The organism is Cupriavidus sp. 21MJTG02-4, from assembly GCF_057798975.1.
This window is the reverse complement of sequence record NZ_JBYOJP010000031.1, coordinates 1-15,240: the sequence shown is the minus strand read 5'-3', so window position 1 is coordinate 15,240 and position 15,240 is coordinate 1. Positions and strand designations below refer to the sequence as shown.

Genomic DNA, 15,240 nt, shown 5'->3' with positions numbered 1-15,240 from the left:
TCTACTCCTTTCATGAACTTAAACTGTTAGAGCCGCTTGGCGACTTCCTCGAGCATCACTTCGGTGGCGCCGCCACCAATCGCATGCACCCGGGCGTCCCGATACATGCGCTCAATGACCGTTCCCTTCATATACCCGGTGCCACCATGGAACTGGAGGCAGTCGTCCACCACGTCGTTCACCAATTCGCCGCACAACGCCTTGACCATGGAAACCTGCTTCACGCAATCAACACCTGCGGCATCCATTGCCGCCACGCTGTACACGAAGTGGCGGGCCGATTCAACGCGCGCGGACAGCTGCGCCAGGCGCTGGCGGAGGGCCTGCTTGTCCCACAGGGTGGCGCCGAAGGCCTTGCGCTGCCGAACATAGTCGATGGTCAATTCGAGCGCCGCCTGCGCCTCGCCGAGCGCCTGCGCCCCCAGCACCAGACGCTCGTTCTGGACGTTGCGCATCAGCGCCTTGAAGCCATGGTTCTGCTCGCCGAGCAATGCCGCGGCCGGTACCCGGCACCCTTCAAGAACAAGTTCCGCGGTGTCGGAACTGCGCCAGCCCATCTTGTCCAGCCGCCTCGCGACCTGGAACCCCGGGGTCCCCTTCTCCACCAGGAACAGGGACACACCATGCGACGGCCTGGCGCCCGGATCCGTCCGGGCTGCCACGACGTAAAGATCCGCATTGACGCCATTCGTGATGAACGTCTTGGCTCCATCGAGCACCCAGTGGTCGCCGTCCCGGACGGCTCGGGTGCGCAGCGTCGCGATGTCGGAGCCGGCATCGGGTTCCGTCATGGCAATGGCGACGAGGCATTCACCGCTAACGATGGCTGGCAAGTACCGCCTCTTCTGTTCCTCCGTTCCGACGGCAGCGATTACCGGCGAAGCAGTGTCGGTTTGTGTAAGGATCGTGATCGCAAAGCCGCCGAACGTGCTGCGGCCCAACTCTTCGGCAAACACGACCGACGCGATCGTGTCGGCGCCGGCACCGTCATAGGCCTCGGGAAAACGCATGCCCAGCATGCCGAGCTGGCCCATGCGGCGAATGACCGAGCGCGGCGTCTCGCCGCGTTCCTCCCAAGCAGTCGCCTCGGGAACGACCTCGCTCTGAACGAACCTCCGAACCTGACGTCGCAGCAGTTCGTGCTCAGGCGTGGTAAACAGCAACTTGTCTGATTCAAGCGTCATAGTTGATTCTCTCCATTGTCTCCGTGCCGGCCAATCCGGCTCTCGCATTTCAGATGCTTTCCTTCGACCCGACACCGAAGTAGGCGTCCACAACCCGCTGGTCGCTCGCAAGATCCTGCGCCTTTCCGGACAGTTCAATCCCGCCGTTCTCGATAACATAGGCACGGTCCGCGATCCGCAGCACCGTGCGGACGTTCTGCTCCACCAGCAATACGGTCACACCGTGGTCGCGAATCTTCTCGATTGTCTGGAACAGTTGCTTGACGATCGTCGGGGCCAGACCCAGCGACGGTTCGTCCAGTACTAACAGCTTGGGCAGGGCCATGAGGCCTCGGCCGATTGCCACCATCTGCTGTTCACCGCCGGACAACGTGCCGCACAGCTGGTGCTCCCGCTCCTTCAGCTTCGGGAAGAGCGAATACACTCGCTTCAATGACTCGGTGCGCTTGTCACGCGCTCGCGGCGTCGCGCCGCCAACCAGCAGCGTGTCTTCGACAGTCATCGCGGGAAAGAGCTGACGGCCTTCCGGTACCGACACCAGCCCCGCTTCAACCAGTGCATGAGGACGGGCACCAGGATGAGGCAGGCCGGCAAAAGAGATCGCGCCGGACTTCGACGGAATCAATCCGGCGATGCAGCGCAAGCACGTCGTCTTGCCGGCGCCGTTAGAGCCCACGAGCGCCACGATTTCCCCTTCATCCACATGAAAGGACATGTCCCGTAGCACCGTAAACAGGCCATAGCCGGCGCGTAAGTTATTCACTTCGAGCAAGCGAGTCATTGGCCAACTCCCATGTACGCCACCCGTACTGTTTCGTTTTGCATGACTTCCTTGGCACTTCCTTCGGCGATCTTGCGACCGCCATCCAGGCACACGACGTGATCGGCCATTCGCTGTACGATTGCGAGGGAATGCTCGACCAGCAAGATGCCAACGCCGGCGTCATGCACGCCTTCCAGCATGGTCGCCACGTCATGCTGCTCTCTCAAATTCAGGCCGGCCATCACCTCGTCGAGAAGTAGATAGCTTGGTGCCATAGCGAGCGCTTTGGCTACCTCGAGTCGCTTGAGATCCGGCAGCGTGAGGTAGGACGCCCGGAAGTCGCGCTTGTGGTAAAGCCCTACCTTTTCGAGCACGCGCTCGGCAATCTCCGTCGCTTCCCCGTGACGGGAAACCTTAGCGAAGGCGCCTACCATGACGTTGTCCCGAACGGTTAGGTCCAGGAAAGGGCGCACGATCTGGAACGTGCGGGCAATGCCCAAGCGGGCCACATCGTAGGGCGCAAGGCCGCTGAGTACCCGGCTATCGAGCCTGACCGCACCAGTAGTCGGAACGAGAAAGCCGGACAAGACCGAGAACAAGGTGGTCTTGCCAGCGCCGTTCGGGCCGATGATGCACACGATGCGATCGCGGGGTGCTTTAAATGACACGCCCTCGAGGGCGGTGAGCCCACCGAATCGCATCCCGACGTTTTCGACATGAATGGTCATTGCGTCGACTCCACGATGGCCGCCCCTGCAACCGCCCGCCGGACGGCCCTGCGACTCAAGATCTCACCTACGATGCCGCGCGGGAACGCCAGTAAGATCACAACGAAGAACAGCCCATAGATCAACTGAGCCAATGCGGAGACCGAGGTGGTTCCGACTGCGCTTCCTATGGTGGTCAGGATCTCCTGCACGAGGACGACGACCAATCCGCCAACCAATGGTCCTAGCACCGTGCCTCTGCCTCCAAGCACCGCTCCCATTACCATCACCAGCGTGATAGCGAGAGACAGGTCGTAGGCGGGTTCGACGAAGCGAACCATACACGCATAGGCTACGCCGCCGACCGTTGTGAGCATCGCGCTGATCACGAAAGCACGCCGCTTCACCTGATTGGCATCGATCGCCAGCGCTTTCGCAGCCTCCTCCTGCTCGCGCAATGCGATCATCGAGTAGCCGAAGCGAGATCGCTCAAGCAATCGGCAGCCGACGACCATGGCCAGCACCATGGCGAGATAGAGGTAGAAGAACGGCAGGTTCGACTCGAACCCGAGATTGAGGACACCGGGGCGCAGCGGTATCTCCAGTCCCTGCGACCGTCCGAGCGCGTCGCTGTTCACCACGACGATTCGTGCGATCTCGGCCAGCAGCAAGCTGCCTACCGCGAAGTAGATGCCTCGCAGGGAATACCGAAAGCAGATCGCCGCGACGACCCATGCGAGTAGTCCTGCCAGCGCCAGAGCCACCGGCAATGCCAGTAACAGTGGCGCATCGGTCTTAGCCAGGACCGCCACCGAGTACGAGCCGAGACCGAAGAACATGGCATGTCCCAGGGACATCTGGCCAGCGTAACCACCGACGATATTCCAGCTCGCGGCGAGATAGCCGAACAGCAGGCCCATCGTCAGCGCCCGCAGGTGATACGGGTTCAGAGAAGGAGCCACCGCAACCAGAACAGCAATCAGCAGGATGGGCACCAGCCATCTGAGCTTTCGAACTTGCATGGGACTCACTTGAGCCACAGAGGTGATAGGAAGCATCAGCAATCTCCTATGCCTTCGAGCCGACGAGTCCCGTCGGTCGGACGAGGAACACAACGAACACAAGGCCGTACACAATGGCCTGCGCTATGGCGCCGTAACCGAACGCCTGACAGACCGAGAGAATCACGCCGACCAACAAGCCGCCGAGAATGCTGCCAGTCATGCTGCCCATCCCGCCGAGCACCGAGACGACGACCGAGAGGATCGCGTACTCGAACGCGCGTTCAGGAAACACCGGCGCCAGCGTTACCAGGGCGATCCCGGAGATCGCAGCGCACGCCGCTGCGATGCCCATCGCCATGCCTGAGAGATGCTCGACATTGAGCCCGCTGACCCGTGCACCTGTAGGGTTCTGCGCACAGGCATGGAGGTATCGTCCCAGATCGGTATGGGCCAGCATCCAGTGCAACGCCATCATCACGACCAGGGCCGCGCCCCCTGCGGCCAACTGCGAGTACTGCAGAATCACGGGCCCGGCGATAAGCGAACCTTGCAGTTGGTCGGCCGGCAACGAAAGCGCGTCAGTCGAGAACATGAACTGAGCCAGGTACTGCATCGCGATCAGCAAGCCGATCGAGAACAGAATCTGGCTGTCCTCAAGGGTTGACAGGGACCGGATGACCAACAAGCGGTGCAGCGCATAGCCGAAGGCGAACGCGAGCGGCACCAGGACAAGTGCGGTGATGTATGGATTCAATGAGCTACCGCTCCAGGCCCACAGGAAATAGGCCCCGTACATCGACCACAACACCATGCCGCCGTGCTGGAAGTTCACGACACGGGAGACGCCCAGACTTAGGTTGAAGCCAGTCGATACCAATGCGAGCACCAGTCCGACCAGCACCCCGCTGGCCACGCCGACAAGCAGCAGATCGAAGATCATCGCGCGTCCTCCCGACGTAAGCTCGGACGCCCCGACCACTTTGGCATGGGCCAAAGCACCTTGGATGTCCCCATTTCCGCGGGATACACAATGCGTTGCTGCTGGTTTTGCAGTTGCATAACAAGACCCCGAGCCTTGACGTTGTCGCCTTTCGCGTCGAACTTCACGCCATCGCGCACCACGTATGGATTCGCGCCCTGGTTGAGGTCGGTGGAGCGCAGTGCAGAAACCAGCGCCTCGCGGCTCAGGTCTGAGCACCGTTCGAGCGCGTCGTACAACACACCTACTGCGGTGACTGCCAGGGAAGCTTGGTCGTCGATATCTCGGTTGAACTTCGCCTTGTACGCTTGTGCATACTTGTCAAGCAAGGCGTTTTTGGCGACGAGCTCAGGGACGAACCCAACTGCGTCGGTCACGAAGTTCGAGTCCTGTTTCAGGTTCGCGGTGTACTCTGGCGTATAGGGCGCACCGGCTACGTGAACCGATGCGATCAGGTCATAGTTGAGCGCCTTCATCGTGCGCATCAATTGAATGCCGTCCGGAGCGAACGTGGCATGGAAGATGAGGTCCACACCGGCCAGCCGCAGTCGCTGCAGGATGGGCGCAAAGTCGCTCACCTGCCCCGCTGGGAAAGAGATCTTTTCCTGGACCGCCCAACCGGTACCCGGCAGCTTCGCGTGAACGCCATTGATCGCAGACTGCGAGAATGTCGTGTCGTCCGCAATCGTCGCGACTCGCTTTGGCACGACACCGGTCGACTTGGCCGTGGCCTGCACGAACTCCACCGCCGTGGCCGCCAACAGGCTTGCACGAGGTCCGATGCGGAAGAAATACTTTAGACCCCGTTCAGTCAGCGCGTCCGCCAGGTCGGTGGACAGCATCGCCGTCTTGTTCTTCTCCGCCGCGGCGCTACCGACCACGGTCGCCCCGGAGGTGGCGTTGCCAATGACCGCCAGCACATTGTTCACCTGGATCACGCGTTCGGTCTGCGTGCCGGCCATCTGTGGATTGCTCTGATGGTCCGCCACGATCAGCTCGATCTTGGCGCCGCCCTTGCTCTTGATGCCGCCGGATGCGTTGATCTGCTCGACCGCCAACCGCACGGCGTCGCTCACGGGGATTCCCCACGGACCGGCTCGGCCGGTTAGACCGACGACCACACCGATGGGGATGGTCTTTGGCTGCGCCTTGACGATCGAAGGCATCGCCAGCGAGGCGGCAGCTGAGGCGGCCCCGAGCATGAACTCGCGACGCCTCAGCGTGCTGCGAGAAGCGCTTGCTTTGAGAGCGTCGGTTTCCTGTTTTCTTTCGTCGTTCATGGTGTCTCCTGCCAATTGTCGTTTTCGTAGAGAACTAGCGGGCGATCTGCCCCCCGTCGATGACGAAGCTCTGGCCTGTCACCCACTGCGACTCTTCCGACGCGAGATAAACCGCCATCGGGCCAATATCCGACGGACGCCCGAACCGGCGCAGTGGGATCTGCCGCAGTCCGGCATTGACGGATCTTTCATCACGCATGTACGGTTCCGTGAGCGCTGTCTCGATCCATCCTGGGCAGATAGCGTTGACGCGCACGTTGAAGCGGGACCACTCCACGGCCAGGGCCTTGGAAAGCTGCAGCAGTCCGCCCTTGGTGAGGCAATAGATGCTGTTGCTCGGTGCGCCCACAAAACTGTAGATCGAGGCCATCGTGATGACGCTGCCGGACTTTCGCTCCGTCATGTGCCGGCCAACCGCTTGCAGTGTGTGGATGGCACCGTACAAGTTGGTGCCGATCATGCGATTCCAGTCGCTCGGCTCCTGCTCAAGGAACGGCTTTAGCTCGTTCAGGCCAGCGTTGACGACAACGGTGTCAATCTTCCCCATGGTCCTGATGGCCGTCTCAGTTGCACACTCGACCGCTTCGCGGTCAGTGACATCGAACGCGTGGGTTGCAGCATTGGCCCCCAAGCCCTCGATCTCTGCGGCAGTCTCACGCAGGCCCTCGATGTCACGGCCCCATAGAATCATGTCCGCACCCGCCTCCGCGAGGCGCAAGGCAACGTTGCGACCGATACCGCGGCTCGCTCCAGTGACGACTGCGGTCTTTCCCTTTAGATTGAACATGGCATTTCTTGTCGAATTGGTCATTGGTTGTTAGCCGCGGGTGCGGTCCCATGTGGATGGCGTGAAGGGCGTCGACCTGAGTACGTGCTTCTGCACCTTGTTGGTCGCCGTCTTCGGCAATGCATTGACAAACTCCACGTAGCGCGGAATCGAGTAGCGAGGCAGGCACGACTGTGCATGCGCGATCAAGTCCTCCGGAGTGAGTTCCGCACCTTCCCTCTTGACGACGACGATCTTCAGATCATCCCCGCCGAGTTCGCCCGGTACGGCAATCGCGGCAACCTCGGCCACTTCCGGCAACTCGCAGATGGCCTGCTCTACCTCGAAAGCGGAGATGTTTTCACCTCTGACGCGAATAGCATCCTTGACACGTCCTTTGAAGTCGATGTCGCCGTCCTCGTTCATCGTCGCGGCGTCGCCGGTATGCAGCCACAGATGCTGCCAGGCGGCCATAGTCGCAGGCGGATCCCCGTCGTAGCCAAGCATCAGGGCGAATGGCTCATTGGCACGGACGAGGATCTCGCCCTGAACGCCCGCCGGCACCGCCTCTCCCAACTCGTTGGCGATACGGATCTCGAATCCCGGCACAGCACGTCCCGCGCTGTCTGCCTTCTTCGAGCCATGAGGCAGTACGCAAGGAACATTCGCCTCTGTGGAGCCGTAGCCCGTACGCAGCGGAATCTGGAAGCGCTTTTGAAACTCGAGAAAATCATTGGGCTGTGCCCCGATTCCCCAGCCAATGCGAAGCCGGGAACCTGTTGCATCCCGCTGCGTCGTCGACTTCAGCAGAATGTGCATGATCTCGCCGATGTAATAGAAAGCCGTACACCCGTACTCGACGACCTCGGGCCAGAAGCGCGATGCCGAGAAGCGCTCCGTCAGCACCATCCGCGCCCCGACCATAAGCACCGGGATGGTAATCATGGCCTGTGCGGTGTTATGGAAAAGCGGAAAGAAGTTGTAGAAGACGTCGCCTGGTCCCAGATCCATATCGGCGGCGATCGTCCGGGCGAGCACATACTGCTGCGCATGCGATAGGAGCACGCCCTTCGAAGGGCCGGTCGTGCCTGATGTGTTCATCACGGCGCCCGCGTCAGCTCCTGAGATCTCAACCGTTCCAACAGGCGGCTGCGCCGAGGCCGATCCGACTTCGCTTTCGTAGCTCAGCCCTACCCGAGATGCCGGGTGTGCGCCGAGTGTCATCAGCTTCGGCCGACGGTCAATCATTGACAGAGCGACCTGAAGTTCCGGAATGAGATCGTGCTCGGCAATCACCATCTCAATGGGCGCACGTTGGAGTACGTGTTCCAACTGTGGTGCTCGGTACTCCGGATTGAGCGGCACCTGGATCGCACCCAACCGCGATACGCCGAACCACAAGTCGAGAAACTCGAGTCTGTTGCGCAGTAGAACCCCTACCCGCATGCCCTTCCGTATGCCCTGCGCCGCGAGGGCGTTGGCAACTTGATTCGCACGCGCATCTGCCTCGCCGTAGGTCAGCCACTGTCCCTTGAAGAATACGAAAGGACGGTCAGGCACCACCTGCGCCTGCCGTGCGAGCAACTTGGCGGCAACGCGGTCTTGCAGCGGCAGGGTATCGGCCGATGGGTCAACGATGCCGCCTTCTGGAAACCCGAAACGAAGAGGTGTCATGATATTAGTGAATGAATATTCATTCATTTTTCAGTTGGACTTAAACCCGCAACTTCATCGCTTGCGCGATCTAAGGCGAGAACAGCTTGATCGCAGCCCGCGCGAGTTGTCCACGTCGCATTGCGACTAGCTGTGGATCCTCGAGAATGCTCTTGATGTCCATGGCACGTGGAGGGAGGCGTTACGCTAACTGATCCCGTACCGCGCTAGTCCCTGATTCTGAGCCGCGGTCGATGCTGGCCAAAAGCGCCTCGACCTCCTGAACAACAGCGTCGGGCGCCTGAACCGGCGGGAAATGCGCTGCGCCCTCCAGAATCCGAAAAGTTGCCCCCGGGATTCTCTCCGCCAGCCGGCGTCCGATCTTCGGCGGCCAGATGAAGTCGTCAACGCCCGTCATCACAAGCGTCGGGCATGCAATCGACTGTAGGCTTGCGTCGTCAAGATGCGCTCCGGCCAGGGCGTCAGAGTGCATCGCGTAGGACATCGGCGAATTGGACAGGAAGCGGCAGCGGTATGCCTGCCATCTCGGATCAGTGTTCGCGTCCGGGATGCCTTTGAATGAGTTCATGAACGACTCATCGACAACTGCCCGCATGCCCATCTGCCGTACCATATTCGCACGGTCCTCGATATAGCGCGACGCAGCAGGCACGATCTCACCGGTTCCGTCGCACAGGATGAGCGATCTCAAGCGGTCGCTGTGTAATGTGGCATAGGTGACGGCCGTGACGGCCCCCATCGCCAGCCCCATCAGGTGAAACGGCGTTGTTATCTCCAGTTTCCGCACCAGACGTTCGATATCCGCCACCAAGTCTCCGAGCGTGAAGGCAGCGATCGGATGCTCGGACAGTCCGGCACCTCGCTGATCGAAAGCGATCACCCTGCACGTGGGCGCCAAGCGCTGCGCAAGTTCTCGGTAGGTGTCGAGCGCCCCCCCGAGTTCGTGAATGCACACAAGCGTATGCGGCGCGCTGGGTTCTCCCGTCGCTTCGTACCGTATGCACAGTGGGGGCTGTGTTGGCGTGGCTTCGAGTTGGACGTATGGCATGGATGGCGTTTCCTTCTGGCTCGTTAAGCGAATGCGTTGAGAGGTATTTCGTAGCCGGCTGTCTGACGCTGCTTCAGCGGTTTCATTGCTGCCCGAATCTGCGCACCCCCCGGGCGCTTGCACGTGGGTACAGACTAAGTCACACTTCACGCGCCCCAAACTGAATGACTGTTCATTCATGAAGTTTGGCGTCGGTGACGAGGCATTTCAATGAGAGTAAACCCCGATTCGCCTCACCCGGTTTAGTCAACGATTTGCCGCTCCGGATAGCGCTCGCGACGCACCGGCATTGTCGCGCTGGCCCGCCGACTGGCGGTCGCGCTGTGGCGCTATCCGAGCGCCTGCACCGAGCTCTTCTCATCTGCAGCACAAGTGAGTGCTCGGGTGGCGACATGTACAGGCCCACGATGTCTTCAAGCTTCTGGGCGAACTTCGGATCGCGCGAGACCTTGAATTCACGCACGGCTTGGGGCTTCAGGCCGTGGGCGCACCAGTGCCGCGAGACGCTGGCCGCGCTAACATCCAACTCGGCGGCCATCTTGCGCGTGCTCCAATACGTGGCCGCTTGAGGCTGGCTCCGGGCGGTCAGCGCTACCAGGCGAGCGATGTCCACGTTGACCGGCGGCGCACCACGCGGAAGGTCACGCTCAATGCCGCAGGCCGCGATTGGGTATAGCGCTCGCGCCAGCGCGAGACCAGCACCCGGCCCACGCCAAATTGCACGGGAATGTCTTTGCTCTGCATCCCCTCAGCGGCAAGCAGCACGATGCGTGCTCGATGCGCCAACCTCACGCTGGTCAGCGTCGAAAGAAAAGGCCTCGTCAACTCGGCGCGCTCCGCGTCGGCCAGCGCATTTTGATCAGTCCGGGCCACGAACTCGTTGCCGGTTTCTCGCTTCACCAGTCCGTCAATGTGTCGAAGCGCCCCCGCGGCGCCGATCACCCTTGAAGCAGGTATTGGGAGATCGGCCGCCGGATGATCGGCATGATGCTGTTCCGGTGATGGGGAGGGCCCGCACGGATACCGGACGGACGGTGGCCATGATCATGGCCACCGCCGTGCGGCGCGGGCCGGTGCGGAAGCATCCGCCGCGCACGGCGCGAGGACCGCTTCTCAGAACGACCGCGGCAGCCCCAGCACGTGCTCCGCGACGAAGGAGTAGATCAGGTTGGTCGAGATTGGCGCCACCTGGTACAGGCGCGTCTCGCGGAACTTGCGCTCGACGTCGTATTCGCAGGCAAAGCCGAAGCCGCCGTGGTACTGCAGGCAGGCGTTGCCGGCCTCCCAACTGGCCTTGGCGGCCAGGTACTTGGCCATGTTGGCCTGAGTGCCCATGGGCTTGTGCGCGTCGAACAGTTCGCAGGCTTTCCAGCGCATGAGGTTCGCGGCCTCGATCTCGATAAATGACTCGGCGATCGGGAACTGCACGCCCTGGTTCTGGCCGATGGGGCGGCCGAAGACCTCACGTTCCTTCACGTACTTGGTCACGCGATCCATGAACCAGTAGCCGTCGCCGATGCACTCGGCCGCGATCAGCGTGCGCTCGGCGTTCAGGCCATCGAGGATGTACTTGAAGCCCTTTCCCTCTTCACCGATCAGGTTTTCCTCCGGAATCTCCAGATCCTCGAAGAACAGTTCGTTGGTCTCGTGGTTGACCATGTTGGGGATGGGCCGCACGGTCAGGCCCTTCTTCTGGGCCTCGTGCAGGTCCACCATGAAGATCGACATGCCTTCGCTCTTCTTCGTCACATCGGCCAGCGGCGTGGTGCGCGCCAGCAGGATCATGAAGTCGCTGTGCTGGACGCGGCTGATCCACACCTTCTGGCCGTTGACCACGTAGCGGCCGTCTTTCTTGACCGCGGAAGTCTTGATCTTGGTGGTGTCGGTGCCCGTGGTGGGCTCGGTCACGCCCATCGACTGCAGGCGCCATTCGCCCGAGGCGATCTTCGGCAGGTACTTTTCCTTCTGCGCCTTCGAACCGTGCCGCAGCAGCGTTCCCATGTTGTACATCTGGCCGTGGCAGGCGCCGGAGTTGCCGCCGCAGCGGTTGATCTCTTCCATGATGACCGACGCTTCGGTCAGGCCCAGGCCGGAGCCGCCGTACTCTTGCGGAATCAGCGCTGCCAGCCAGCCGGCATCGGTGAGCGCGTTGACGAACGCCTCCGGATAGGCGCGCTGCTCGTCTACCTTGCGGAAGTACTCGTCGGGAAACTCTGCGCAAAGTGCGCGGACGGCATCGCGGATTTCCTGGAAGTTATTGGATTGGGTCTGTTCGATCATGGCGAGTCTTTGGCGGTCAACGTGGTTGCTCTTGCCGGGAACACCACGGGCCATCCCAGCGTGATGCAGCAATAGTCGCGGCTATCCGCCATTCGGACAATCAGCCTTTGCCAAAGCGCGCCTTCAAGCGCGCTTAAGCCCGCGTTTTCGCAATCGCCAAAGTCCACCATTGGAATTGTCAAATAGCGCAAAACCTGCTTTGACGACATGCTTTGCGCAATTTCCTGACGATCACATAGGAACAAGGACATGGCAGTCAGCTACCACCATCTCAAGCAGCGTCCATTCGCCTCCGTCCGCCAGACCTACACCGAGCGCGACACCATGCTGTATGCACTCAGCCTTGGACTGGGCAGCGATCCGCTGGACGAGGCAGCCCTGCCCTTTGTGTTCGAAGGCGCCCCCGGCGGGCTGCGCACGCTGCCGTCGCAGGCGGTAGTGCTGGGCTATCCCGGCTTCTGGGCGCGCGAGGCCGACACCGGCATCGACTGGGTCAAGCTGCTGCATGGCGAACAGCGCATGCGCCTACACCGCCCGCTGCCGGCCAACGCAGATATCGTCGGCCATAACCGCATCACGCACCTGACCGACAAGGGTGAAGGCAAAGGCGCCATCATGGTCACCGAACGCCGCCTGGAAACGGCCGGGGGCGAATTACTGGCGACGGTGCAGCAGGTCAGCTTCCTGCGCGGCGACGGTGGCGACAGCCAGCTCGGCGGCGGCCAGCCCAGCGACGAGCCGCTGCCGGCGCTGCGCCCGACGCCGGAAGACCGCGCGCCGGACTTCACCGACACGCAGGCGATCCGCCCCGAGACCGCGCTCCTGTATCGCCTGATGGGCGACTTCAACCCGCTGCACGCCGACCCGGCGGTGGCCAGGGCCGCTGGCTTCGAGCGCCCGATCCTGCACGGCCTCGCCAGCTACGGCCTGGTGGCGCATGCGCTGGTGCGCCAGTGCGCGGAGGGCGATCCCACCCGCCTGCACGCGCTCGATATCCGCTTCACCGCGCCGGTGTTTCCCGGCGAGACCCTGGTCACCGAGATCTGGCGCACGCCGGAGAGCCCCAATCACTACCAGGTGCGCGCCCGCGTGGCCGAGCGCGACAAGGTCGTGCTCAGCCACGGCTGGGCCGAGATCGCCTGAACCGGCGCTCGCCCAATCCGCAAATGAATCCCACTACCGTGGACCCGAACTCCCTCGCCGCCGGGCTACAGGCGCTGCTGCGCCCCGGCGACCATATCTGGTGGGGCCAGGCCACCGCCGAGCCGCTGACCCTGACGCGCGCGCTGGTCGAGCACCGCCACGCGCTGGCGCAGCGCGGCCGGCTCAGCGTCTTTGTCGGCATTGGCCAGTCCGACACGCTGCAGCCGGCCCAGGCCGACGTGATCGATTTCTTCGGCTACGCCGCCAGCGGCCCGCACCGCGCGCTGGCCAGGGCCGGCGTGCTCGACATCGTGCCCAGCCACTACTCGCACCTGCCCGGCCTGATCCGGCAGGGCGCGCTGCGCGCGGACGTGGTGCTGGTGCAGGTATCGCCGCCCGACGCGGAAGGCCGCTACAGCATGGGCCTGGTGCATGAGTACATTCCCGCCGCGCTGGACCGGGCCCGCGTGATCATCGCCGAGGTCAACCCGGAGGTGCCGTGGACCTATGGCAGCCGCCATCTGACCGTGGACGAGATCGACCTGCTGGTCGATGCCGCGCATGCGCCGATCAGCCTGGAGCGCAGCGCCCCCGGCCCCGCTGACCTGGCGATCGCCGGCCACATCGCCGGCTGGGTCGAGGATGGCGCGACCCTGCAGATGGGCATCGGCAACCTGCCCGAGGCCGTGGTCGCGGCGCTGCACGACCGCCGTGACCTGGGCCTGCACAGCGGCGCAGTCGGCGACGGCATTGCGGCGCTGGCCGAAACGGGCGTGTTGACCAATGCGCGCAAGACCATCGATACGGGCGTTGGCATCGGCGGCATCCTGATGGGCAGCGAGCGCGTACGGCGCTGGGCGCACCGGAATCCTCAGCTGCAACTGCGCGAGACCAGCTATACCCATCACCCCGAGGTGCTCGCCAGCATCGACAAGCTGACCGCCATCAACTCTGCCATCGAGGTCGATCTGACCGGCCAGGTGAACGCCGAGGTCGCCGCGGGCGTCTATGTTGGTGCCGTCGGCGGTGCCGTGGACTTCCTGCGCGGCGCGGCACGCAGCCGCGGCGGCTTGCCCATCGTGGCCCTCCCCGCGACCGCCAAGGGCGCAAGCCGCATCGTGGCGCAGCTGTCCGGCCCGGTGAGCACGCCCCGCTCCGATGCCGGCCTGATCGTCACCGAGCACGGCGTGGCTGACCTGCGCGGCCAGACCCTGTCGCAGCGCGTGCGTCGCATGTTGGACATCGCCGCCCCTGAACACCGCGCGGACCTGGAACGCCAGGCCCACACCCTGCTGCGCCAGTGCGGTGCCGTTTTCGTCGGCCTCTCAGGTCTTTCTGGCACAGCCTGACCTACTCCCCCTTCTTCGCCTACCCAAGAGACATTCCAAGGAGACTCCATGCGCCGAGCCGCTATCGTTACCCCCCTCCGTACCCCCGTCGGGACCTTCGGCGGCAGCCTGCGCCCCGTGTCCGTCGAGGAACTGGCCGCCACCACCGTGCGTGCCATCGTGGAACGCAGCGGCATCGACCCCACGCGTATCGACGACGTAGTGTTTGCCCAGTCCTACGCCAGCAGCGAAGTGCCGTGCGTGGGCCGCTGGGCCGCGCTGCAGGCCGGCCTGCCGGTAGAGGTGCCGGGCATGCAGCTGGACCGCCGTTGCGGCGGCGGCCTGCAGGCCATCGTCACGGCCTCGATGATGGTGCAAAGCGGCGCCGCCGACGTGGTGATCGCGGGCGGCGTCGAGAGCATGAGCAATATCGAGTACTACACTACCGACATGCGCTGGGGCTCGCGCTCGGGCAACGTGAAGTTCTACGACCGCCTCGACCGCGGCCGCGAGCGCTCGCAGCCGGTCGAGCGCTTCGGCAAGATCTCCGGGATGATCGAGACCGCCGAGAACCTGGCCCGCGACTACGGTATTACCCGCGAGCAGGCCGACGCCTTCTCCGTGCGCAGCCACGAACGCGCTGCGGCCGCATGGGAATCCGGCCGCTTCGATGCCGAAATCGTTCCAGTGCAGGTGCCGCAGCACAAGGGCGATCCGGTGATGTTCGCGCGCGACGAAGGCTACCGTCCCGGCACCACGATGGAAAGCCTGGGCAAGCTGCGCGCGCTGATGCCGAACGGCACCGTCACCGCCGGCAACGCCAGCCAGCAGAACGATGCCTCGGCCGCCTGCCTGATCGTGGCCGAGGACAAGCTGGCCGAACTGGGCCTGACCCCGATGGCGTCGCTGGTCGGCTGGGCCGCGGCAGGCTGCGAGCCGTCCCACATGGGCATCGGCCCGGTGCCCGCGGTGAAGAAGCTGCTCAAGCGCCTGAACCTGACGCTCGACCAGATGGACCTGGTGGAGCTGAACGAAGCCTTTGCCTGCCAGGTGCTGGCCGTGCTCAAGGGCTGGGACTGGAACG

The 15,240-nt window shown here is 63.1% G+C and carries 15 protein-coding genes and 2 pseudogenes; 3 read left to right on the top strand and 14 right to left on the bottom strand.

Features of this window, described 5'->3' with window-relative positions:
* Positions 1-26: 26 nt before the first annotated feature.
* From AC3FKH_RS33180 to AC3FKH_RS33115, 14 genes and pseudogenes are all read right to left on the bottom strand, one after another.
* On the bottom strand, positions 27-1,184 hold the full coding sequence (locus tag AC3FKH_RS33180; protein WP_488679842.1) for an acyl-CoA dehydrogenase family protein: 1,158 nt from the start codon (positions 1,182-1,184) through the stop codon (positions 27-29).
* Between the two features lie 49 nt (positions 1,185-1,233).
* Positions 1,234-1,965, bottom strand: coding sequence for an ABC transporter ATP-binding protein (locus tag AC3FKH_RS33175; RefSeq protein ID WP_488679841.1), 732 nt, complete (start codon positions 1,963-1,965; stop codon positions 1,234-1,236).
* Positions 1,962-2,075, bottom strand: a complete 114-nt coding sequence (locus AC3FKH_RS33170) for an ABC transporter ATP-binding protein C-terminal domain-containing protein (RefSeq protein WP_488679870.1) — start codon at positions 2,073-2,075, stop codon at positions 1,962-1,964. Before AC3FKH_RS33170 ends, AC3FKH_RS33175 begins: the two co-directional genes overlap by 4 nt.
* Positions 2,076-2,198: 123 nt before the next feature.
* Positions 2,199-2,648 (bottom strand): annotated as a pseudogene (locus tag AC3FKH_RS33165) (ATP-binding cassette domain-containing protein); the annotation flags it as partial.
* A gap of 23 nt (positions 2,649-2,671) precedes the next feature.
* Positions 2,672-3,712 (bottom strand): branched-chain amino acid ABC transporter permease, encoded by a 1,041-nt coding sequence (locus tag AC3FKH_RS33160; RefSeq protein WP_488679840.1) that lies wholly within the window; start codon positions 3,710-3,712, stop codon positions 2,672-2,674.
* 10 nt (positions 3,713-3,722) lie between these two features.
* The gene (locus AC3FKH_RS33155; protein WP_488679838.1) at positions 3,723-4,598 is read right to left on the bottom strand and encodes a branched-chain amino acid ABC transporter permease; all 876 of its coding nucleotides are present in this window, start codon (positions 4,596-4,598) and stop codon (positions 3,723-3,725) included.
* The gene (locus AC3FKH_RS33150; protein ID WP_488679836.1) at positions 4,595-5,917 is read right to left on the bottom strand and encodes an ABC transporter substrate-binding protein; all 1,323 of its coding nucleotides are present in this window, start codon (positions 5,915-5,917) and stop codon (positions 4,595-4,597) included. The genes AC3FKH_RS33155 and AC3FKH_RS33150 overlap by 4 nt, the downstream gene beginning before the upstream one ends.
* A 34-nt stretch (positions 5,918-5,951) precedes the next feature.
* Positions 5,952-6,728, bottom strand: a complete 777-nt coding sequence (locus AC3FKH_RS33145) for an SDR family NAD(P)-dependent oxidoreductase (RefSeq protein WP_488679834.1) — start codon at positions 6,726-6,728, stop codon at positions 5,952-5,954.
* Between the two features lie 6 nt (positions 6,729-6,734).
* Positions 6,735-8,384 carry an AMP-binding protein gene (locus AC3FKH_RS33140; protein WP_488679832.1) on the bottom strand — a complete coding sequence of 550 codons (1,650 nt, stop codon included), beginning with the start codon at positions 8,382-8,384 and terminating at the stop codon, positions 6,735-6,737.
* A 154-nt stretch (positions 8,385-8,538) separates the two neighbouring features.
* Positions 8,539-9,405 (bottom strand): alpha/beta fold hydrolase, encoded by an 867-nt coding sequence (locus tag AC3FKH_RS33135; protein ID WP_488679831.1) that lies wholly within the window; start codon positions 9,403-9,405, stop codon positions 8,539-8,541.
* Between the two features lie 358 nt (positions 9,406-9,763).
* Positions 9,764-9,985 (bottom strand): annotated as a pseudogene (locus AC3FKH_RS33130) (IS630 family transposase); the annotation flags it as partial.
* 11 nt (positions 9,986-9,996) lie between these two features.
* A complete protein-coding gene (locus tag AC3FKH_RS33125) occupies positions 9,997-10,305 on the bottom strand; it encodes a helix-turn-helix domain-containing protein (protein ID WP_488679829.1) in 309 nt (102 codons plus the stop codon).
* A 213-nt stretch (positions 10,306-10,518) separates the two neighbouring features.
* Positions 10,519-11,685 carry an acyl-CoA dehydrogenase family protein gene (locus tag AC3FKH_RS33120; RefSeq protein WP_488679828.1) on the bottom strand — a complete coding sequence of 389 codons (1,167 nt, stop codon included), beginning with the start codon at positions 11,683-11,685 and terminating at the stop codon, positions 10,519-10,521.
* Entirely contained in the window at positions 11,682-11,936 is a 255-nt protein-coding gene (locus tag AC3FKH_RS33115) for a hypothetical protein (protein WP_488679826.1), read from the bottom strand. Before AC3FKH_RS33115 ends, AC3FKH_RS33120 begins: the two co-directional genes overlap by 4 nt.
* Here AC3FKH_RS33115 and AC3FKH_RS33110 point away from each other — a divergent pair.
* The 3 genes from AC3FKH_RS33110 to AC3FKH_RS33100 form a co-directional block, all read left to right on the top strand.
* Complete coding sequence (locus tag AC3FKH_RS33110) at positions 11,935-12,828, top strand: MaoC/PaaZ C-terminal domain-containing protein (protein ID WP_488679824.1); 894 nt, start codon at positions 11,935-11,937, stop codon at positions 12,826-12,828. The two genes, AC3FKH_RS33115 and AC3FKH_RS33110, sit on opposite strands and share 2 nt — an antisense overlap.
* Positions 12,829-12,851: 23 nt before the next feature.
* A complete protein-coding gene (locus AC3FKH_RS33105; RefSeq protein WP_488679822.1) occupies positions 12,852-14,177 on the top strand; it encodes an acetyl-CoA hydrolase/transferase family protein in 1,326 nt (441 codons plus the stop codon).
* Positions 14,178-14,225: 48 nt separating this feature from the next.
* Positions 14,226-15,240, top strand: a 1,015-nt coding sequence (locus AC3FKH_RS33100) for an acetyl-CoA C-acetyltransferase (RefSeq protein WP_488679820.1), incomplete at its 3' end; no start/stop codon positions are given.